This is a genomic window from Pseudomonas sp. FW305-3-2-15-C-LB1 (genome assembly GCF_058787615.1).
In genome coordinates, this window is record NZ_JBYSZX010000001.1 from 685,965 (window position 1) to 707,191 (window position 21,227).

At 61.9% G+C, this 21,227-nt stretch carries 20 protein-coding genes; 5 read left to right on the forward strand and 15 right to left on the reverse strand.

Going from position 1 to position 21,227, the window contains the following annotated elements; genetic code table 11:
- Positions 1 to 19: 19 nt before the first annotated feature.
- From AC3WP7_RS03150 to rpoS, 3 genes are all read left to right on the forward strand, one after another.
- A complete protein-coding gene (locus AC3WP7_RS03150; RefSeq protein ID WP_010563544.1) occupies positions 20 to 655 on the forward strand; it encodes a protein-L-isoaspartate(D-aspartate) O-methyltransferase in 636 nt (211 codons plus the stop codon).
- A 209-nt stretch (positions 656 to 864) separates the two neighbouring features.
- On the forward strand, positions 865 to 1,701 hold the full coding sequence (locus AC3WP7_RS03155) for a peptidoglycan DD-metalloendopeptidase family protein (protein ID WP_092241185.1): 837 nt from the start codon (positions 865 to 867) through the stop codon (positions 1,699 to 1,701).
- A 106-nt stretch (positions 1,702 to 1,807) separates the two neighbouring features.
- Positions 1,808 to 2,812, forward strand: a complete 1,005-nt coding sequence (gene rpoS / locus AC3WP7_RS03160) for an RNA polymerase sigma factor RpoS (RefSeq protein WP_025855149.1) — start codon at positions 1,808 to 1,810, stop codon at positions 2,810 to 2,812.
- A gap of 212 nt (positions 2,813 to 3,024) precedes the next feature.
- On the opposite strand, the gene AC3WP7_RS03165 is transcribed toward rpoS, so the two are convergent.
- Positions 3,025 to 3,234: a cold-shock protein gene (locus AC3WP7_RS03165; RefSeq protein ID WP_002554837.1), complete on the reverse strand. Its 210-nt coding sequence runs from the start codon at positions 3,232 to 3,234 to the stop codon at positions 3,025 to 3,027.
- 389 nt (positions 3,235 to 3,623) lie between these two features.
- On the opposite strand from AC3WP7_RS03165, the gene dcd reads away from it, so the two are divergent.
- Together dcd and AC3WP7_RS03175 are read left to right on the forward strand one after the other, a co-directional pair.
- Complete coding sequence (dcd, locus tag AC3WP7_RS03170; RefSeq protein WP_071488817.1) at positions 3,624 to 4,190, forward strand: dCTP deaminase; 567 nt, start codon at positions 3,624 to 3,626, stop codon at positions 4,188 to 4,190.
- 108 nt (positions 4,191 to 4,298) lie between these two features.
- Positions 4,299 to 4,496, forward strand: a complete 198-nt coding sequence (locus AC3WP7_RS03175; protein ID WP_058425267.1) for a hypothetical protein — start codon at positions 4,299 to 4,301, stop codon at positions 4,494 to 4,496.
- A gap of 3 nt (positions 4,497 to 4,499) precedes the next feature.
- Here AC3WP7_RS03175 and pdeM read toward each other — a convergent pair whose 3' ends face one another.
- From pdeM to AC3WP7_RS03245, 14 genes are all read right to left on the reverse strand, one after another.
- Positions 4,500 to 5,150 (reverse strand): ligase-associated DNA damage response endonuclease PdeM, encoded by a 651-nt coding sequence (pdeM, locus tag AC3WP7_RS03180; RefSeq protein WP_102591677.1) that lies wholly within the window; start codon positions 5,148 to 5,150, stop codon positions 4,500 to 4,502.
- A complete protein-coding gene (locus tag AC3WP7_RS03185; protein ID WP_102591676.1) occupies positions 5,150 to 7,630 on the reverse strand; it encodes a ligase-associated DNA damage response DEXH box helicase in 2,481 nt (826 codons plus the stop codon). Before AC3WP7_RS03185 ends, pdeM begins: the two co-directional genes overlap by 1 nt.
- Before the next feature lie 56 nt (positions 7,631 to 7,686).
- Positions 7,687 to 8,451 carry an ABC transporter ATP-binding protein gene (locus AC3WP7_RS03190; protein ID WP_092241191.1) on the reverse strand — a complete coding sequence of 255 codons (765 nt, stop codon included), beginning with the start codon at positions 8,449 to 8,451 and terminating at the stop codon, positions 7,687 to 7,689.
- A gap of 13 nt (positions 8,452 to 8,464) precedes the next feature.
- Complete coding sequence (locus AC3WP7_RS03195; protein WP_102591675.1) at positions 8,465 to 9,583, reverse strand: succinylglutamate desuccinylase/aspartoacylase family protein; 1,119 nt, start codon at positions 9,581 to 9,583, stop codon at positions 8,465 to 8,467.
- 9 nt (positions 9,584 to 9,592) lie between these two features.
- Positions 9,593 to 10,303, reverse strand: a complete 711-nt coding sequence (locus tag AC3WP7_RS03200) for an ABC transporter permease (protein WP_071488822.1) — start codon at positions 10,301 to 10,303, stop codon at positions 9,593 to 9,595.
- Positions 10,300 to 11,028: an ABC transporter permease gene (locus AC3WP7_RS03205; RefSeq protein WP_071488823.1), complete on the reverse strand. Its 729-nt coding sequence runs from the start codon at positions 11,026 to 11,028 to the stop codon at positions 10,300 to 10,302. Before AC3WP7_RS03205 ends, AC3WP7_RS03200 begins: the two co-directional genes overlap by 4 nt.
- 57 nt (positions 11,029 to 11,085) lie before the next feature.
- On the reverse strand, positions 11,086 to 11,865 hold the full coding sequence (locus AC3WP7_RS03210) for a transporter substrate-binding domain-containing protein (RefSeq protein ID WP_021492416.1): 780 nt from the start codon (positions 11,863 to 11,865) through the stop codon (positions 11,086 to 11,088).
- 250 nt (positions 11,866 to 12,115) lie between these two features.
- The gene (locus AC3WP7_RS03215) at positions 12,116 to 13,750 is read right to left on the reverse strand and encodes an ATP-dependent DNA ligase (protein ID WP_092241195.1); all 1,635 of its coding nucleotides are present in this window, start codon (positions 13,748 to 13,750) and stop codon (positions 12,116 to 12,118) included.
- A complete protein-coding gene (locus AC3WP7_RS03220; protein WP_093512199.1) occupies positions 13,747 to 14,751 on the reverse strand; it encodes a ligase-associated DNA damage response exonuclease in 1,005 nt (334 codons plus the stop codon). The genes AC3WP7_RS03215 and AC3WP7_RS03220 overlap by 4 nt, the downstream gene beginning before the upstream one ends.
- 199 nt (positions 14,752 to 14,950) lie before the next feature.
- Positions 14,951 to 17,392, reverse strand: coding sequence for a penicillin acylase family protein (locus AC3WP7_RS03225; protein ID WP_102591674.1), 2,442 nt, complete (start codon positions 17,390 to 17,392; stop codon positions 14,951 to 14,953).
- A gap of 103 nt (positions 17,393 to 17,495) precedes the next feature.
- Positions 17,496 to 18,140, reverse strand: a complete 645-nt coding sequence (locus AC3WP7_RS03230) for a glutathione binding-like protein (RefSeq protein WP_071488827.1) — start codon at positions 18,138 to 18,140, stop codon at positions 17,496 to 17,498.
- A 105-nt stretch (positions 18,141 to 18,245) separates the two neighbouring features.
- A complete protein-coding gene (locus tag AC3WP7_RS03235; protein WP_093119300.1) occupies positions 18,246 to 19,031 on the reverse strand; it encodes an ABC transporter ATP-binding protein in 786 nt (261 codons plus the stop codon).
- The gene (locus AC3WP7_RS03240) at positions 19,028 to 20,086 is read right to left on the reverse strand and encodes a FecCD family ABC transporter permease (RefSeq protein WP_102591673.1); all 1,059 of its coding nucleotides are present in this window, start codon (positions 20,084 to 20,086) and stop codon (positions 19,028 to 19,030) included. The genes AC3WP7_RS03235 and AC3WP7_RS03240 overlap by 4 nt, the downstream gene beginning before the upstream one ends.
- A complete protein-coding gene (locus tag AC3WP7_RS03245; RefSeq protein WP_102591672.1) occupies positions 20,083 to 21,195 on the reverse strand; it encodes an ABC transporter substrate-binding protein in 1,113 nt (370 codons plus the stop codon). Before AC3WP7_RS03245 ends, AC3WP7_RS03240 begins: the two co-directional genes overlap by 4 nt.
- Positions 21,196 to 21,227 lie beyond the last annotated feature (32 nt).

Consider the following 21,227-nt stretch of genomic DNA (forward strand, 5'->3'; position numbering starts at 1 on the left):
GCTGCGCCGGGGCATCGGAATGACGTCCCAGCGAACCCGCGAACGCCTGATCCAACGCCTGTACGAAGAAGGTTTGTCCAACGCCCAGGTGCTGGAAGTGATCCGGCGCACGCCTCGCCATCTGTTTGTCGATGAAGCCCTGGCCCACCGTGCCTATGAAGATACGGCGCTGCCCATCGGCCACAACCAGACTATCTCCCAGCCGTACATGGTGGCGCGCATGAGCGAGTTGCTGCTGGCGGCGGGGCCGTTGGACAAGGTCCTTGAAATCGGCACCGGCTCCGGCTACCAGACTGCCGTGCTGGCGCAACTGGTGGAGCGGGTGTTCTCGGTCGAGCGCATCAAGGTGCTGCAAGACCGGGCCAAGGAGCGCCTGGTGGAGTTGAACCTGCGCAACGTGGTGTTCCGCTGGGGGGACGGCTGGGAAGGCTGGCCGGCGCTGGCGCCTTACAACGGCATCATCGTGACCGCCGTGGCCACCGATGTTCCGCAAGCGTTGCTCGATCAACTTGCCCCCGGCGGACGCCTGGTGATCCCGGTAGGCTCCGGCGAAGTGCAACAATTGATGCTCATTATCCGTGAGGATGAAGGCTTTTCCCGGCATGTGCTGGGGGCCGTGCGTTTTGTGCCTTTGCTCAATGGGCCGCTGGCCTGAACATTTGTTCGCGGGCAGTGAATTCTGTTGGCGGGGATGTGTCTTACGGCGGGGTCTATCGAGTCAACATGATCGGGAGTCGGAATTAAACGCGATGAATGTTTCGTTTCCGTCGTGTGCCGGTAAAACTCCAATGCCCAGTTATACTTGCGTCATATTTCAAGCCTGATACAGGCATTCATGTTCAGCCACCACAAAGGGAGCGGCGGGTGAGTCTCACAGGTCTTGCGCAGCGTATGAGTAAAACAAGCTTTCATCGACTGGTGCTTGGCCTCGTCTTCAGTTCCGTGCTGGTCGGCTGCTCCAGCTCGCCAAGCAGCGGCGCACGGGTGGTTGACCGTAACAATGCCGTCCCGCAAAAGCCGACGGTGACCACCGGGCAATACGTGGTGCGCAAAGGCGATACATTGTTCTCGATTGCCTTCCGGTATGGCTGGGACTACAAGGCGCTCGCAGCCCGTAACAATATTCCCGTGCCCTACACGATACATCCCGGTCAGACGATTCGTTTCGACGGCCGCACCGGTTCTGCGCCTACGGCAGTTGTGACAAACACCGGATCTTCGCCGTCGTCCTCCAGCAAAACCACCATCATTACCCGGCCTGCAGGCACCGCGGCGCCCGCTCCTGCAAGCAAGCCGGCACCCGCGCCGTTGCCACCTGCCGGGCCTGCACCGACCGGTTGGGGATGGCCCTCAAACGGAGTGCTGATTGGAAAATTCTCTTCAAACGGTAGTTTGAATAAAGGCATTGATATCGCCGGAGATTTGGGACAGCCTGTTTTAGCTGCGTCTGATGGGACAGTGGTGTACGCCGGGAGTGGTTTACGGGGCTACGGCGAGCTGGTCATCATCAAACACAGCGATACCTACGTCAGTGCTTACGGTCACAACCGCAGGCTGTTGGTTCGGGAGGGGCAGCAGGTCAAAGTCGGACAGACAATTGCCGAAATGGGGTCAACTGGTACAGACCGGGTGAAACTGCACTTTGAGATTCGCCGTCAAGGGAAGCCTGTAGATCCACTGCAATTCCTACCCCGTCGTTGATATGTTGCACAGCCTGTTCCCTCACGTAGAAGGAACAGGCTCCAGCGTTGCCAAGGATAAAGGCGCCGCTTGAGCTTGAGGTCGAACTCACCAAAGGACTATAACAATGGCTCTCAGTAAAGAAGCGCCGGAGTTTGACATCGACGATGAGGTTCTCCTGATGGAGACCGGTATCGCTACGGAATCGATGTCGAATGAGGGACCTGCTGTACCTTCAGTTCGCACCAAATCCAAGAACTCCACCGCGTTAAAGCAACACAAGTACATCGACTACACACGGGCGCTCGATGCGACCCAGCTGTATCTCAATGAAATCGGCTTTTCCCCTCTGCTGACCCCCGAAGAAGAAGTCCATTTTGCGCGCTTGTCGCAAAAGGGCGATCCGGCTGGGCGCAAGCGCATGATTGAAAGTAACCTGCGCCTGGTGGTGAAAATCGCCCGACGCTATGTCAATCGTGGGCTGTCCCTGTTGGACCTGATCGAGGAAGGCAACCTGGGTCTGATCCGGGCGGTGGAGAAGTTCGACCCTGAGCGGGGTTTCCGCTTTTCGACCTATGCCACCTGGTGGATTCGCCAGACCATCGAACGGGCGATCATGAATCAGACCCGCACGATCCGGTTGCCGATCCATGTGGTCAAGGAGCTCAACGTCTACCTGCGGGCAGCGCGTGAGCTTACTCAAAAACTCGATCATGAACCTTCGCCCGAAGAAATCGCCAACCTGCTGGAAAAACCGGTAGGGGAGGTCAAGCGCATGCTGGGCCTCAACGAGCGTGTGTCTTCGGTCGACGTCTCGCTGGGTCCGGATTCGGATAAAACCCTGCTGGACACCCTGACCGATGATCGTCCTACGGATCCTTGCGAGCTGTTGCAGGACGATGATCTGTCCCAAAGCATTGACCAGTGGTTGTCGGAGCTCACGGACAAACAGCGCGAGGTGGTGATTCGCCGCTTCGGCCTGCGTGGCCATGAGAGCAGCACCCTGGAAGACGTAGGCCTGGAGATCGGCCTGACCCGTGAGCGGGTACGGCAGATCCAGGTAGAAGGGCTCAAGCGCTTGCGCGAGATCCTGGAGAAGAATGGCTTGTCGAGTGAGTCGTTGTTTCAGTAACGACCCAGCTTTAATGCTTGAATGTGGGAGGGGGCTTGCCCCCGATAGCGGTGACTCAGTCAAATCTTTATTGACTGACACACCGCAATCGGGGGCAAGCCCCCTCCCACATTGGTTTTATGCAGAGTCTCATAGGGGGCATAGGGTCAAATCCCAGGCATAAAAAAACCCCGCTTTTAAGGGCGGGGTCTTTTTGACTGAGTCAGTACAAGTTAGATAACTTGAACTTCTTCAGCTTGCATGCCTTTCTGACCGCGGGTAGCGATGAAAGAAACCTGTTGGCCTTCTTTCAGGCTTTTGAAGCCGTCGGATTGGATAGCTTTGAAGTGAACGAACAGGTCGTCACCGGATTGTGGAGTGATGAAGCCGAAGCCTTTTTCATCGTTGAACCACTTAACGGTACCAGTTTGGCGATTAGACATGGTGTATCTCCTTGGACAAAGTTAACTGCGACTCAGGAAAAGCCCTGGCCGAGACTGAGTGCAAAGAGCAGGAAAAATTCTTGGAGATGGTTGGATCGAAATTCAACATATCGTGTAGAGATTCTCAGTGACACAAGCAGCACAGTGGCGCCACCTTAACCCTTTTTCCGGAACGTGCCAATGGTATTTCCGAAGGTTTCTCCATTTTCGTGACTGGCGGTGGTATTTCCGGTCACCCTGCACGTCAATGCGGGTCCCGGCCCCGCTGGCTGCGGCTCATAGCAGCAGGCGCGTTCATCAAGAAAAGCCGCGTGGCCTTTGAACCCCAACGCCGGCCCCGGTAAGATGCCCCACAGAATTTTTCCACCTCGCTATTCAGGACACCCGCCATGAGCATCAAATCGGACAAGTGGATTCGCCGCATGGCGCAAGAGCACGGCATGATCGAACCGTTCGTCGAGCGTCAGATCCGTGGCCAAGGCGATGCCCCGGTGATTTCCTACGGTGTTTCCAGCTACGGCTACGATGTGCGCTGCGCCGATGAGTTCAAGGTGTTCACCAATATCAACTCGGCGATCGTCGATCCGAAGAACTTCGACGAAAAGAGCTTCGTCGACATCAAGAGCGACGTGTGCATCATCCCGCCCAACTCCTTCGCCCTGGCGCGCACCGTGGAGTTCTTCCGTATCCCGCGTGACGTGCTGACCATCTGCCTGGGTAAAAGCACCTACGCGCGCTGCGGCATCATCGTCAACGTGACGCCGCTTGAGCCGGAGTGGGAAGGCCACGTAACCCTCGAGTTCTCCAACACCACCACCTTGCCGGCGAAGATCTACGCCAACGAAGGTGTGGCGCAGATGCTGTTCCTGCAGTCCGACGAGGCCTGTGAAGTGTCCTACAAAGACCGTGCCGGCAAGTACCAGGGCCAGCGCGGCGTCACCCTCCCACGCGCTTGATCGAAAGGTCTTACATGCTAAGGGAATTAGTCTGCAGAAAGTGACTCTATCTAGGTGTACTGCCTCGGCGCGTGTAAAACGTGCCGGGCCACGCTTGAGGAGTACCTTATGAAGCTCGACCCGCGAATCAGCGCAGAACTTGCCCGGCTTGAACCCAACCAGATTGGCGTTCTGGCCTGGTCCCTGATGGCCGACCCCGCATACGGGGGCGGCATCCCCGGCCAACCCGAGCCGGACTACCCACAACCCACCGAACCCGGTGAGCCGACCCTGCCGGACGAGCCACCACCCGCACCTGTCGCCTGATACCTAGCCCACTGGCCACACCTGCTGATCACCGACCACATAGAGTCGGTGGTCATTGGCCTGTTCCACCGCAAAGCCACCGGTAAACGCACCGAACGCCGGCAACAAGCTGACCCGTGTCCCGATCTGAAAGCAGGGCAACCGTAGGCTTTGCCGGCCCTTGCCGCGCAAGCGGTACACCGGATGCACATGCCCCGCCAGCACGTGGTGGCTGGGGTGGGCGTCAGGTTCGTGCTGCAAGGCAAAGGGGCCCATCAGCAGTGGTTCCGCAACCACTTCAATCCTCAGGTCCAGCGGCGGGTCACCGGCGCGTTTATCGTGATTGCCGCGCACCAGCGTCAGGGCCAGCGCGGGATGACGCTCGCGCCAGGCCCGCAAGGCGCCCAGGGTGCCGCTGGCGTGAGAGCCGGGACCATGCAGGAAGTCGCCAAGAAAGATCACCTGCGCGCACCCATGCGACGCGAGCAGCCGGTCCAGCCGCTCCAGATTGGCAGTGGTGGTTCCTTGCGGCACAGGCTGCCCCAGGCTGCGGTACGCCGAGGCCTTGCCAAAGTGCGCATCGGCAATCAACAGGCACCCGCGCGCAGGCCAGTAGATCGCCTTGTCTGCCAGCAACCACAATTGCTCACCCTCGAGCGTTATCGAACAGACCATCAGCGCTTCCCGTTATCCGCGACTTTTTCCAGGTCCTTGACCATCCTTGCAATACGCTCCGAGAGTTTTTCCGAACTCATGCTTTCGCGCATCCGCTCGACCAGCAGCGGAAAGGCCAGGGGAGTCGGCCGTTCGATCCGGTGCAGGTCCAGCTTCAACGCCGACAGATGACGCAACGTCACTTCCAGCCGACGAATATCCAACTCATCGCGCAGGACTTCTTCCCCAGCCTGAGTCAGCAACAGGTTCTGCGGGTCGTACTGTTTGAACACCTCGAAGAACAGACCGCTGGACGCCTGCACCTGCCGCGTACTTTTCGGCGCACCGGGGTAGCCGGCGAACACCAGCCCGGCGATGCGTGCGATTTCGCGAAAGCGGCGCAGGGCCAGTTCCCCGGCATTCAGGCTGGCGGCCACGTCTTCCAGCAGGTTCTCAGGGCTCAGCAGCGCGTCATTCAACAACACCGGCCAATCCACAGGCGTGGCGCTCAGCAACTCCAGCCCGTAGTCATTCACTGCAATCGAAAACGTCACCGCCTGCCCCTGGCTCACCCGCCACGCCAACAGACTCGCCAGCCCCAGGTGCACCTGGCGCCCGGCGAACGGATAAAGAAACAGGTGCCAGCCTTCCCGCGATTTCAGCGCTTCGGCCAGCAGATGCTCGCGTGTCGGCAGGCCCGACCAACGCAACTGCGTCTGTAACAACGGTTGCACCGCTTGCATTTCCGGCCCCTTGAAATGCCCGTGCGCCGCCGCATCAAAGCGCTCCACCACCGCCTGGGCCAGCTCGTTGGAAAGTGGCATGCGCCCGCCATTCCAGCGCGGCACGGCGGCTTTTTTGGCGGTGCTGCGGCGCACGTAGGCGGTCATGTTTTCCACGCGCACCAGCTCCAGCAGACGCCCGGCGAACAGGAAACCATCCCCGGGCTTGAGCCGCGCAATAAAACCTTCTTCGACACTGCCCAGGTTCTTGCCGCCCCCGCCCTTGCTCCAGTATTTCAAATGGATGCTCGCGTCACTGACGATGGTGCCCACGCTCATGCGGTGACGGCGCGCCAGACGGGCATCGGGGACACGCCAGACGCCCTGTTCGTCCGGCTCCACGCGACGGTAATCCGGATAGGCCGTCAGCGACAGGCCGCCATGGCGCACAAACCCCAGGGCCCATGCCCAGTCTGCGTCCGTGAGGTCACGGTACGCCCAGGCCCCGCGCACTTCCGCCAGCAGCGCATCTGGCGTGAAGCCACCGCCCAGCGCCATGCTCACCAAATGTTGTACGAGTACATCCAACGGTTTGTGCGGCGATTCCCGCGCTTCGATGCGCCGCTGGGCAATCGCATCCTGGGCCGCCGCCGCTTCCACCAGTTCCAGGCTGTGGGTCGGCACCAGCGTCACCCGCGAGGGCCGCCCCGGCGCGTGCCCCGAGCGCCCGGCGCGTTGCATCAGGCGTGCGACGCCTTTGGCCGAGCCGATCTGCAGCACCCGTTCCACCGGTAGGAAGTCCACCCCCAGGTCCAGGCTGGAGGTGCACACCACGGCCTTGAGCTGGCCATCCTTCAACGCCCGTTCCACCCAGTCGCGGGTTTCCCGAGACAGCGAGCCATGGTGCAAGGCAATCACTCCAGCCCAGTCGGGCCGGGCGTCCAGTAACGCCTGGTACCAGATTTCCGACTGGGCCCGGGTATTGGTAAACACCAGGCAACTGCTGCTGCTTTCGACCTCGGCCACTACCTGGGGCAACATCTTCAAGCCGATGTGCCCGGCCCAGGGAAAGCGCTCGGCGACCGGCGGCAGCAAGGTGTCGACCTTTAACTCTTTGGCCGTTTGCCCCTGTACATTGATCCCGTCGCCTTGCGGGACTAACACCTCCAAGGCATGGGATTGGTTACCCAAGGTCGCCGAAATGCCCCACACTATCAGTTCCGGATGCCAGCGCCGCAGCCGCGCCAGTGCCAATTGCAACTGCACGCCGCGCTTGTTGCCGATCAATTCATGCCATTCATCCACGATCACCATGCGCAGGTGCGCCAGGCTCACCTGGCTGTCGGCGCGGGCCAGCATCAGGGTCAGGCTTTCCGGGGTGGTCACCAGCGCGGTCGGCTGGCGACGGGTCTGGCGAGCGCGCTCGCTGCTGCTGGTGTCGCCGGTGCGCAGGCCGATGCTCCAGGGAATCTGCAAGGCTGCAAGCGGTGCTTCGAGGGCGCGGGCGGTGTCGGCCGCCAGGGCACGCATGGGCGTGATCCACAGCACCGTCAGCGGTTCAGCGGGTGGTTTACGTTTACCCACAACAGGCGGGCGAGTGATGGCAAAGCGATTGAGCGCCGCAAACCACAGCGCGTAGGTCTTGCCGGCGCCGGTGCTGGCATGCAGCAACCCCGACTGGCCGCCCTTGACCGCCGCCCACACCTCTTTCTGAAAAGCGAACGGCTTCCAGCCTTTGGCGGCAAACCACTGGTTGGCGAAGTCGATGGGTTTTGCCATGGGGCGGCGGAACTCTGGAAGGTCTATTCCACAGACCTTCCAGAGCGCGCAAAGGTTTACTTCAAATTGCCACTCAGGAACTGCTGTAAACGCTCGCTCTTCGGATTGCCCAGCACATCCTCCGGCGCGCCTTGCTCTTCCACCAGGCCCTTGTGCAGGAACAGCACCTGGCTCGACACCTTGCGCGCAAAACTCATCTCGTGGGTCACCATGATCATGGTGCGACCTTCCTCGGCCAGGCCCTGGATCACCTTCAACACTTCGCCCACCAGCTCCGGGTCGAGGGCCGAGGTAGGCTCGTCGAACAGCATCACCTCCGGCTCCATCGCCAGGGCGCGGGCGATGGCGACGCGTTGCTGCTGGCCGCCGGACAGGAACGCCGGGTATTGATCGGCCACGCGTGCCGGCAGGCCGACCTTGTCCAGGTAGCGACGGGCACGGTCTTCGGCGTCCTTCTTGCTGCAACCCAGCACCCGGCGCGGAGCCATGGTGATGTTTTCCAGCACGCTCATGTGGCTCCACAGGTTAAAGTGCTGGAACACCATGGCCAGGCGTGTACGCAGGCGCTGCAATTCGGCGTCATCGGCCACGCGCATGCCCTGGCGGTCGCTGACCATGCGGATCGGCTGGCCGTCGAGGGTCATCGCGCCGTCGTTGGGGGTTTCCAGGAAGTTGATGCAGCGCAAAAAAGTGCTCTTGCCCGAGCCACTGGCGCCGATCAGGCTGATCACGTCACCGGTCCTGGCCTTGAGCGACACACCTTTGAGCACCTCATTGTCGCCATAGCTTTTATGCAGGCCTTCAACGGTCAATTTGTACATGGGGCGTGCATCCTCAAGGCGAAAGTAGGTAGCCGCTGCGGTAGGCCTCTAAGCCTGCGACATGGCCGATGACCATCCCGGCAGTGGCCATGCGGCGCAGCGAACGGGCGTAAAGCAGGCCGGCCTTCTGGCAGTGCACGGGCGTTACGCGGTCGGTAATGGGGTCGATGATTTCGGCGATCAGTTGCCCGGCTTCCAGGTATTCACCGGGCAGGGCGCTGAACACCAGCAGGCCGCCCACCGGCGTCGCCACCGGTTCAACGCCGGCCAGCGGCGTGGCGGGGTAGGGCAGGTCCGGCAGTGGTGCGACATCGCCGGCAATGGCGCCGAAGTGAACCAGGTAATCGATGATCGCCTGGCAGTCGAGCGCCGCCAGGCCATGGTTGACGTCACCTTGGCCGCGCAGCTCGACGGTCACCGACAAGCTGCCCATGGGGATCGGGAAGCGCTCGCCGAAGCGTTGCTGCAACTGCCACCACACCAGGGTGAAGCACTCGTCGAAGGATTGCCCGCCGGAGTCGGTGGCGAGCAGATTCGCCTCCGAGCCGATATAGCGCGCCAAGGGTTCCACCTGCGGCCAGGCCTCGGGCGTGGTGTACAGGTGTGCCACGGCTTCGAAGTCGCAATGCAGGTCCAGCACCATATCGGCGTCGCAGGCCAGGCGTTGCAGTACCAGGCGCTGGGACTGCAGTTGGGTGTCGGCGCTTTGCTCTGCGAGGGCGGTGGACAGCGCGCTGCGGATCCGTTCGACGTTGTGCCGGGGATCATCCCCGAGTAACTCCTCGACCTGGTCACCCACCGCTTCACCGAGGTCGACAAACCGGCGATTGAAGTTCTGCCCGCTTTCCAGTTCGTAGCGGCCCAGCGGAATGTCCATCAACACCTGTTCCAGGCCGACCGGGTTGGCGATGGGCACCAGCACGATTTCACTGCGCAGGCGACCGGCGGCGGCCAATTTCGCCAACTGCACCTTGAGGTGCCAGGCCACCAGCATGCCCGGCAGTTCATCGGCATGCAGCGACGACTGGATGTAAATCTTGCCCTCGGCCTGCTCCGGGCCGAAGTGAAAACTGTGAATCTGCCGCGCCGTGCCGGGCACCGGCGCGATCAACTCATGAATCTGATGCCGCATGAACGCTCCTTAATGGCTCGGCCCGAGAAAGGCCAGCCAACGGCGCTCCGCCAGACGAAACAGACCGACCAGGGCAAAGGTCACGGTCAGGTAGATCAGCGCAGCGATACCGAATGATTGAAAGGTCATGAAGGTGGCCGAGTTGGCATCCCGCGCCACTTTGAGGATGTCTGGAATCGTTGCGGTGAAGGCCACCGTGGTCGAGTGCAGCATCAAAATCACTTCATTACTGTAGTAGGGCAGCGAGCGACGCAACGCCGACGGCATGATCACGTAGGCATAGAGCTTCCAGCCGCTGAGGCCGTAGGCTTTGGCCGCCTCGACTTCGCCATGGGCCATGCTGCGGATCGCCCCGGCGAAAATCTCCGTGGTGTAGGCGCAGGTGTTGAGGGCGAAGGCCAGGATGGTGCAGTTCATCGCGTCGCGAAAGAACGCATCCAGCAACGGTTGTTCGCGCACGGCGGCGAGGCTGTAGATGCCGGTGTAGCAGATCAGCAACTGGATATAGAGCGGCGTGCCCCGGAACAGGTAGGTATAGAACTGCACCGGCCAGCGAATCAGGCGCTTGCGCGACACGCGGGCAATGGACAGCGGGATTGACACCAGGAAGCCGATGACCAGGGCGGCGCTGAGCAACCACATCGTCATGGCCAGGCCGGTGATGTGCTGGCCGTCGCTATAAAGGAAGGGGCGCCAGTATTCCTGCAAGAGTTCGATCATCGCACGGCCTCCCGGGCGCCAGCGGAGTAGCGACGTTCAAGGCGGCGCAAGACGAAGTTGGACGCGCTGGTGATCAACAGGTAGATCAACGCGGCGAGGACCAGGAAGTAGAACAGTTGGTAGGTGCTCTTGCCGGCATCCTGGGCGGCCTTGACCAGGTCGGCCAGGCCGATGATCGACACCAGGGCCGTGGCCTTGAGCATCACCATCCAGTTATTGCCGATACCCGGCAGGGCAAAGCGCATCATTTGCGGGAAGGTCACGTAGCGAAACCGCTGCCCGCGCTTGAGCCCATAGGCGGTAGCGGCTTCCAGCTGGCCACGGGGCACCGCGAGGATCGCGCCGCGAAAAGTCTCGGTGAAATACGCCCCGTAGATAAAGCCCAGGGTGATCACCCCGGCGCTGAACGGGTCGATCTCGATGTATTCCCATTCCATGAAGTCGGTCAGGCCGGTAAGCCAGGTTTGCAGGCTGTAGAAAATCAGCAGCATCAGCACCAGGTCGGGCACGCCGCGAATCAGGGTGGTGTAGAGCTGGGCGGGGATGCGCAGGAAGGGCAGGCTGGAAAGTTTGGCGCTGGCGCCGAGCAGGCCCAGCACCACGCTGACGGCCAGGGACAGCACCGACAACTTGATGGTCATCCAGGTGCCTTGCAGCAACAGCGGGCCGAAACCCTTCAGGCTGAGCGCGCTCAACCCGAGGGTTTGCAACAGTTCTTCGAACATAAATCAGGACCTATGGCGATAAAAAAGCGCCCCTCCCTGGGAAGGGCGCTCCAGGCATTATTTGCCGCTGTACAGGTTCAGATCGCCAAAGTGTTTCTTCTGGATGGTGGCGTAGGTGCCATCATCGTGTAACGCTTTGATACCTTTATCCAAAAGCGCCTTCAGTTCAGTGTTACCTTTTTTGATACCGATGGCGGTTTTCGACGGCAGCAAAGGGTCGTCGATGGCCGCGCTGACTTCGTAACCGGCACCGGCCGGCGACTTCAGAAAGCCCAGTTCGGCTTGCAGCATGTCCTGCACGGAGGCGTCGAGACGGCCGGAGGTCAGGTCGGCGTACACCTGGTCCTGGTTGGCGTAGGCCTTGGTGGTCACACCGGCTTTATCCAGCACGGCCTTGGCGTAGGCTTCCTGGATGGTGCCCTGCTCGTAGCCTACGGACTTGCCCTTGAGAGACTCAGGTGTCGAGTAGCCCGCGCCTTTCTTGAACACCAGCGAGGTCGGGCCAGAGAACAGTTCGCTGGAGAAGTCGATGGCCTTTTCACGCACCGGGGTCACGGTCATGGACGAAATCACGCCGTCGAACTTGTTGGCTTTCAGGCCTGGAATCATGCCGTCGAAATCGCTTTCGACCCACTTGCACTTCACTTTCAGCTCGGCGCAGATCGCATTGCCCAGGTCGATATCGAAGCCCACCAGGCTGCCGTCCGCTGCCTTGGATTCGAATGGCGCGTAGGACGGATCGACACCAAAACGCAGTTCCTTGTATTCCTTGGCCAAGGCGGAACCTGCGGCCATGCACAGAGCCAGTGCAGAAAGGGTCAGCAATGCTTTTTTCATTATGTAATCCCTGGAAACCAAGATAAGCGCTTGTGGCGCGTTTAGGACTGTTACTGAACGGTGTCAGACGGATCACAAGTAGCAATTTCTGCACCATAGTTCCGAATGAGCGTTTTAAAAGGTGGGACATGGGAGATCTGAGTGTAGGAGATGCCCGAAAATGGGCGCTGAAAACTGGGTGCACCATTTCGGGTCGTAAAGGAATTCAGATGTTGGAGGGGGCTTGCCCCCTCCCACCAGTTGATCGGCGTCAGGCCAGCAGGTCTTGCAGAGTGGCAAGGCTGTCGGCCTCATCCACCGCCTTATCCTGCCGCCAGCGCAACATCCGCGGAAATCGCACCGCAATCCCGCTCTTGTGCCGTTTGGACAAGGCAATGCCCTCGAACCCCAGCTCAAACACCATGCTGGGCGTGACACTGCTCACCGGGCCGAACTTCTCTACGGTGGTTTTGCGCACAATCGCGTCGACCTTGCGCATTTCTTCATCGGTCAGCCCGGAGTAGGCCTTGGCAAAGGGCACCAGCGTGCGTTCGCTGCCGGGCGGGCCGTCCCACACCGCGAAGGTGTAGTCGCTGTAGAGGCTGGCGCGCCGACCGTGGCCGCGCTGGGCGTAGATCAACACCGCGTCGACGCTGAACGGGTCGACCTTCCACTTCCACCACACGCCCATGTCCTTGGTGCGGCCGACGCCGTACAGGCCATCGCGGGCCTTGAGCATCATGCCTTCCACGCCCAGGCTGCGCGAAGCTTCGCGTTGTTCGGCCAGCGCTTGCCAGGTGGTTGCGTTCAGCAACGGTGAGGCGAGCAATACCGGTTGGTTGCACTGGGTGACCACCTGCTCAAGCTGGGCGCGGCGTTCGGCCTGGGTATGGTTGCGCCAGTCGTCGCCCCGATGTTCCAGCAGGTCGTAGGCCAGGATTGCCACCGGCGCATCCTCCAGCACTTTCTTGCTCAAGGTCTTGCGGCCGATCCGCTGTTGCAGCAGGGCGAAGGGTTGCACTGCGTCCTTCCACACCACGATCTCGCCGTCGATCACCGTGCCGTCCGGTAACCCACTCACCAGGCTGTGAAGTTCGGGAAAACGTTCGGTGACCAGCTCTTCGCCACGGGACCAGATCCACAGGCGCCCGTCGCGCTTGACCAGTTGTGCGCGGATACCATCCCATTTCCATTCCACCTGCCAGTCGGTGGGGGCACCGAGCAGCGCGTCGAATTGCTCCACCGGTTGCGCCAAGCCATGAGCCAGGAAAAACGGATAAGGCTGGCCGCCCCGTTGTGCATGCTCGTCGGACGATTCGGCAGCGATCAGCTTGAGGTAGCCCTCAGCGGTCGGACGATTGGACAGGTCGGTGTAGCCCACCAACCGCTGCGCCACACGCTTGCTGTCGAGGTCGGCCATGGCGGCGAGGGCACGGGTAACCAGCAACTTGGACACGCCGACGCGAAAGCTGCCGGTGATCAATTTGATGCACACCATCAAGCTGGGTTGATCCAGTTGCGCCCACAACGCCGGCAGGCGCTCAGCCAATTCCAGGGGAGGCAAGCCGCGCAATGGCAGGAGTTTTTCCTCCAGCCATACGGCCAGGCCGTCCTCCGAGGTGTAGGTAGATTCGGGTAGCAGCAGGGAAATGGTCTCCGCCAGGTCACCCACTGACTGGTAGCTTTCCTCGAACAGCCACGGCTCGATGCCGGACGCTTCTGTGGCCATGTCCCGCAGCAGGCGCGTCGGCACCAGTTGCCGTGGCCGTCCGCCGGACAGGAAATACACGGCCCAGGCGGCATCTTCTGGCGCGGCATCCCGGAAGTAGGCTTGCAACGCAGCCAGCTTGGCGTTGCTGGAAGTGGTAGCGTCGAGATTCGCGTACAGCTCGGCAAAGGCCTTCATGCGCCGGCCTCTTCTTCGTCATCGCCGTATTCGGTGGTGAAGCCCTGGGCATCCAGGCCTTTTTCCCGCAGATGGCGCACCAATACGCCGACAGAACCGTGGGTGACCATCACCCGCTCGGCGCCGGTCTGCTCGATGGCCCACAACAGGCCGGGCCAATCGGCGTGGTCCGAGAGCACAAAGCCCCGGTCGACTCCACGCCGCCGCCGGGTGCCGCGCAGGCGCATCCAGCCACTGGCGAAGGCGTCGCTGTAGTCGCCGAAGCGTTTGATCCAACTGCTGCCGCCAGCGGAGGGTGGGGCGATGATCAAGGCTTGGCGCAGCAATGGGTCGGTCTTGTTGAAGTCGCCGGCGTAGAGGGTTTCGGGGATATGGATGCCGGCCTCGCGGTACACCCGGTTCAACGGTTCGACCGCGCCGTGGCTGAGGATGGGCCCGATGCTGGCGTCAATGCCATGCAGGATACGCTGGGCCTTGCCGAACGAATAACAGAACAACACGCTGGCCTTGCCGGCGGCGATGTTGGCCTGCCACCAGTCGTTGATCCCGGCGAAGATCTGCGCCTGGGGCTGCCAGCGGTAGATCGGCAGGCCGAAGGTGGATTCAGTGATAAAGGTGTGGCAGCGCACCGGCTCGAACGGCGCGCAAGTGCCGTCGGGCTCGACCTTGTAGTCACCGGACGCGACCCAGACTTCGCCCTGGTATTCCAGGCGCACCTGAGCCGAGCCGAGCACATGCCCGGCCGGGTGGAAACTCAAGGTGACGCCGTGGTGCACCAGTGGCTCGCCGTAGGCCAGGGTCTGCAGGTTGATGTCCTGGCCCAGCCTGGAGCGCAGGATGCCTTCGCCGGGGGCCGCCGCCAGGTAGTGCTGGTTGCCGGTGCGGGCGTGGTCGCCATGGGCGTGGGTGATGACTGAGCGTTCCACCGGCCGCCAGGGGTCGATATAGAAATCTCCGGCGGGGCAGTAGAGGCCTTCGGGGCGGGCGATGACAAGGTCCATGGGGTGACCGGAGGAGGTGGGCTTGTTACTTATGAGGCGGGTGTGGGCTGGGAAGTTCTATCTGAATGCATGCAGTCCAAATGTGGGAGGGGGCTTGCCCCCGATAGCGGTGTATCAGCTAGCCAAGGTGCAACTGACCCACCGCAATCGGGGGCAAGCCCCCTCTCACATTAGATCCAGGTTTTTCAGGAAAGTCGGGTTACTTGCCGGGTGTCAGGGTCAACCTGGCCTTCCCGTACACCTTCTCGAAGTTCTGCGGCTGCATCGGGAAGCTCAGGTATTGCGCCTTGAGCGACGGGTCGATGCCATTGGCATAGTTCGGGCTGGCCGGGTTGCCGGACTGGCCGATGCCACCCTGGCCCATCATCGGTTCCACCTGGCCGAAATCGACGATCAGGCGCAGCGCGGGCACCTGGGTCGTGGCGAAGTCCTGTCCCCAGTTGTAGGGCGCCGGGTTCAAGGTGTTGTGGTCGCCACCGGAGGCCAGTGGGCCACGAATCACCTGGCCATTGGCGTTTTTCCAGGTGGTGGTGTGCAGTTTGCCCCACTGCCAGGCCTTGTGGTCGGCGCCCAGCTGACTGTCGCCGGCGCTGATCGCGGCGGCCAGGCTGCGGGCGAGAATCGCCGGTTTGTCTTCTTTCTGCGGCGTACGCACGTCATCCCAGAACGGGCTGTGTTCGCGGCCCAGCAAGTGATCCGCCTGGGCGGCATAGGACAGGCTGGCGTTGCTGACAAAGGCTTTCCAGCTGGCGCTGTTTTCCGGACCCAGCTCGTCGAGGAAGATCTGTTTGGTGCTTTCCTGCAGGAACAGTTCATAGAGCGCAGCGTCGGCGGAGGTCGACACCAGGCGACCGTCGAAGGCCATCAGGCGACCCAGCGCTTCACGGGCCTTGGCCTGTTCCGCCGCCGGCAGTGCGTCAATCGCCTGTTTCAGCGGCTGGGCCATGCCCGGCGCCTGGAACATGCTCTTGAGTTTGGCGGCGAAGGTGGTGGTCTGGTCGTACTGCATGGCGATCAGGCTGCGGCTGTCGTGCTTGCCGGCATTGGCCAGTTGCGCCAGGCGCTCGCTGCGCTCCGGGGCATCCCAGGAATTGGACAGTTGCATGCCATAGCCACGCGGCGCGGTGCGCTGGTTGGCGGTGCCGATCCAGCCTTGGGCCGGGTCCTGGTCATAGGGATGCAGCATGGCGTCGGCGTAGCCATCCCAGTCAAACCGCGTGTCCCAGCCCGGCGACGGCAGCAAACCTTCGCCTTCGCGGCGGTTGGGGAAACGGCCGGTGACTTCCCAGCCAATGCTGCCGGCGTCGGCGAAGATCATGTTCAACGCGATGGCACGGATTTCCCGGGTTGCGTCCGAGGCCTTGCCGATGGTTTGCGCGCGGGATAGGTCGAAGAACGCATCCAGGCTCTTGTCGTCCTTGAAATCGGCGGTTTGCAGGGCCAGGCCCAGACCGGTTGTCAGCGCCTGGCTGCTGTTGAGCAGGGCGCCGTGACGGGTTTCGTACACCACTTCGCGGATCGAGCGCTGGCCTTTGACGAAGTAGGTTTCGTTACGCACGCCCGCCGGCAGCCATTTGCCGTTGTTCTCGTAATACAGCGCACTGCCCTGGCGTCTGACTTTTTCGAGGAACAGGTCTTGGGTGTCGCCCTTGACCGTGCTCATGCTCCACGCGACTTTGCCGTTGAAGCCGGACAGCAGCGTCGGCAGGCCGGCAATCGAAGCGCCGGCGGCCTGGTATTTCGGTGCGCGGATCTGCACGTAGCTCCACGGCGACGGTGCCTGCGGCTGGGCGGCGAGGTCGCCCGCCAGCAGGCTTTTACCGCTGCGGCTGCGCTGTGGGCCGATCGCCCAGTTGCTTGAGGTGGTGACCGCCAGGGCGTTGAGGCTGCTCAGTTGCTGGCTGACCGCGTCCAGCCCGGCCAGGCCGGTGATCTGGCCCAGGTTCACGCCCTTGAGTTTTTCGGCCTCGGCCAGCGGGATCGCTTCATCCGGCGCGCTTGGGGTGAGCCAGGCGAGTTTGTCGACGCCGACTTTCTGCGCCAGCACCAGCGACGAAATCTCTTCCTGCAGGTTGGCCGACTCGCTGAAATTCAGCAGGCAGAACAGCAGCGCCGAATCTTCCGGCTTCCAGTACTCGGGCTTGTAGCCGGTCTGGGCCAGGTCCGGCGGCAGCTTGTCGCGGTAGCGGAACAGGTAGGCGTTGACGCCACGCGCATACACTTCAAAGAAGCGCTTGAGACGCGGGCTGGAGGCGTTGTACAGCTCGCCGGCGCTTTTCTTCAGGTTGACCGCGCGCATGAAGCGGTCGACATCCAGCACTTCAGGCCCGGACATTTCCGCCAGGCGGCCCTGGGCCAGCAGGCGCAGGGTGACCATCTGGGTGATGCGATCACTGGCATGCACGTAACCGAGGCTGAACAGCGCGTCATGGAAGGTGTTGCTTTCGATCAGCGGCATGCCCTGGGCATTGCGGCGTACCGATACATTCTGCGCGAGGCCTTTGATCGGCTGTACGCCGGCAACCGGCGGCAGGGTGTCCTGGGTGCTCTGGAGCTGGCAACCGGCCAGGCTTAACGCGCTGGCCACTGCCGCGGCAACGCCGAACCGGGGAAGAAAATGTGAGAGGGCTGGCGAGGCCATGGCAAAGCTCCTGCGGGGGGGTAGCGTCAGTAAAGGCGCTACGTTAGTGAGCGCGGCGAAACGACGCAAGCGGGAGCCATGCCTTATTTTCAGCAATTGCGTATCAAGACTTGGGCGGGTTGACTTTCTGCACCAGCTCATACGCCCGGACCGTCGCCGGCCGTTCCTTGATGCTGTTGAACCAGCGATGCAGGTGTGGGAAATCTTCCAGGCGCTGGCTTTGCCATTTGTGGGAAACAATCCAGGGGTAGATCGCCATGTCGGCAATGCTGTAGTCCTCGCCCGCGACGAACGCACGGTCCGCCAGGCGCCGGTCGAGCACCCCGTAGAGGCGTGCGGTTTCATCCACGTAGCGTTTGATCGCGTAGGGGATTTTCTCCGGGGCGAACTGGCTGAAGTGATGATTCTGCCCCGCCATCGGGCCCAAGCCGCCCATTTGCCAGAACAGCCATTGCAGTACTTCCTGGCGACCGCGCAGGTCTTTTGGAATGAACTGGCCGGTTTTTTCCGCGAGGTACAACAGGATCGCGCCGGACTCAAACAGGGAAATCGGTGCACCGCCGTCGGTCGGGGTCTGGTCGACGATGGCCGGGATGCGGTTGTTGGGAGCGATCTTCAGGAAGTCAGGCTTGAACTGTTCACCCTGGCCGATGTTGATCGGGTGCACCTTGTAGGGCAGGCCGGCTTCTTCCAGGAACAACGATATTTTGTGGCCGTTGGGGGTGGTCCAGTAATACAGGTCGATCATGAAGCTCTCCAAAAGTGGTGATGCTTGAACGGATGCCTGTAGGTATAGGTAATGTTGGGCGTGCGAAAATTCAATGAAACATTTGCGCATACCCTTAGAAGCAAATCAAAAAGCGCCATCCACCAACACCTGCAGCGACTGCTCTGAACAGCGCTCGATGCGCGCCCGCACGCGATACACCTCGGCAAACAACAGCGGATTAAGCACCTCGTTTGCTGCGCCACTGGCGTACAAGCGACCTTGGCGCAGCACGGCAATATGGTCGGCAAAACGTGCGGCAAGGTTGATGTCGTGCAACACCACCACGGCGATCAGGTTGTGTTCGCGCACCAGCCCACGCACGCACTCCATGACTTTCAATTGGTAATTGAGGTCGAGGGCGCTGGTGGGTTCGTCCAGCAGCATCACTTGGGGGCGCCGTGCAATCAGTTGTGCGAGGCTGACCAGTTGGCGTTGGCCGCCCGACAGCGTGTTTAACCACTGATCGGCCAGGTGCGCGATGCCAATGCGCTGCAATGCCTCGAAGGCTTCGCGCAGACAGGCGTCGTTGGACAATGGAAGGCCGTCCACAGAGGTGACGCGCAACGCAGCAATCACGCTCTCCATTACGCTGAGGCTCAGGCCCGGTGGCAGGTTCTGCGGCATGTAGGTCACACGCCTGGCGCGCTCGGCCACGGACATGGCTGACAGGTCGAGGTCACCCAGTCGTACGACACCGTGCATCTTTTCCAGCCCGGCCACGGCGCGCAGCAAAGTGGACTTACCGGCGCCGTTGGGGCCGATCAGGGCGGTCAGGCTGCCGTGGGGCAAGGTCGGCAGGCTCAGGTCATGCACGATCTGCCGGCGGCCATAACTCACATTGGCGTTGCGTACGCTTAACCCTTCGCTCATAAGTGCCTCCCGCGCTTGAACACCAGCATCACGAAAATCGGCACGCCCACCAACGCCGTGACGATGCCCACCGGCACGCTCATACCGGGCATGATCAGCTTGCTGGCAATCGACGACAGCGCCAGCAACAGCGCGCCGGTCAGGGCGCTGGCCGGCAGCAGGAAGCGCTGGTCTTCACCGACCAGGATCCGCGCGATATGCGGACCCACCAGGCCGATAAAGCCGATGGTGCCGACGAACGCCACGGCGGTAGCCGACAACAGGCTGATGCGCAGCAACGAGAAAAACCGCAGGCGTTTGACGTCCACGCCGAAGCTTTGCGCGCGGTCTTCGCCCATGCGCAGCAAGGTCAGGCGCGGTGCGGCGGCGAAGGAAAACGGCAACACCACCGCGACCACCAGGGCCAGGATACCGAGCTTGTCCCAGTTGGCCCGGGTCACGCTGCCCAGGGTCCAGAACACCAGTTGTTGCAGCACATCCTCGGTGGCCACCAGTTGCAACAAAGCCACCACCGCGTTGCAACTGAATACCAGGGCGATGCCGAACAGCACCAGGCTCTCTACGCCGGCGCCCCGCAAGCGCGACATGGCTTGCAGCAAAAACACCGAGGCGGCGGCGAAGATGAACGCCGAAATGGAAATCGCCGTATTGGCCGACACCCACAAGGTCGTCACCGGGAACACAATCACCAGGGATGCCCCCAGCGCCGCCGCCGACGACACGCCCAAGGTAAACGGGCTGGCCAGCGGGTTGTTCAAGATCGCCTGCATCTCCGCCCCGGCCAGCGACAACGCACAGCCCACCAGCACCGCCATCAACGCGTAGGGCAGGCGCACGTTCCAGATGATCACCTGGTCGGTGGCGCTGAGGTGGGACGGGTGCGCAATCCCGTCAAGCAAGGCCAGCAGGCCCATGCCGGACGGGCCGCTGGCCAGGTCCACCAGCATGGCGCACACCAGCGCCATGCCCAGTAGCGCCAATAGCCAGGCACGCCGCGCCAGCAGGCGGCGATAGCCGTGGGTGGCTGAGGCGAGGTCGAGGGTTTGCGTGGTCATTTAGAGGTGTCGATCCAATAGGCACCCTGCAACGGCATCCCCAGGAATTGCTGGTTGATCTGTTCCATGGTCGCCTGCGGGTCCAGCTTGGCGAACAAGTGCGGATGCACCCACTTGGCCAGCGACTCAATCGCCAGCAGGTTGTACGGCGAGTTGTAGAAGTCATGCCACAGGCCGTGGGCATTGCCTGTGCGGATGGCACGCAGGTTGGCGAACTCGGGGCGCGCCAATACGCGGTCAAAGGCTTCACGCGCCTCGTCATGGCTCACGCCGGCACCCAGGATCAGCCCCGGCTTGTGGTTACCGGTGGCGACATAAATATCCGGGTCCGCTTTCAAGGCGTATTCCACGCTGATATCCCCCAGTGCCCCCGGTACCACATCGGCGGCGATGTTGCGCCCGCCCACCAGCTTGATCACTTCCCCCATGCCGCTCTTGCCCGTGGTGTGCCCCGGCGCTTGCCAGGCGCCGGCCAGCAGTTCGAGGAACACGCTCGGACGCGGGCCGGCCGGCAAGGTGGCGACCGCGTCGGTGATGACCTTGAGGTGCTGGTCATAGAAGTCCAGGAAGGCCTTGGTCTGGGCTTCGCGCCCCAGCGCCTGGCCCAGCGCGTTCATGCTGGTGTGGGTGCCTTGCACCGGGTTGATGCGAAAGTCGACGAACAGCACCGGGATGCCCGCCTTGGCCAGCACATCGGCGACCGGGCTGTGTTCGGTCGGGCCGTGGCCGGAAATGCTGAACACTGCCAGGTCGGGCTTGAGCGAGAGGATTTCCTCGGCGCTGACGCTTTGTTCCGACGCCTGGCCGATCAGCGGGATGTCTTTCACGCTGGGAAATTTCGCCACGTAGGCGTTATAGGTGTGCTGGTCCAGCAGCTTCAAATCGTTCTGCCAACCGACGATGCGCTGGAACGGCGCATCGCGGTCCAGCAGGGCAAACGCCGAAATCAAGCGGCCTTCACCGAGGACCACGCGCTTGACGTTGTCCGCCACGTCGACCTTGCGCCCCAGCACATCGGTGACTTCATGGGCGGCAGCGGTTTCGGCATGGCCGAGGACCAGCGCGGCGAACAGCACGCACAGCTTGAGGACATTACGGGGTTTCAACATGGCAGGAACTCCAGGTGAAGGCGGCGCATCAG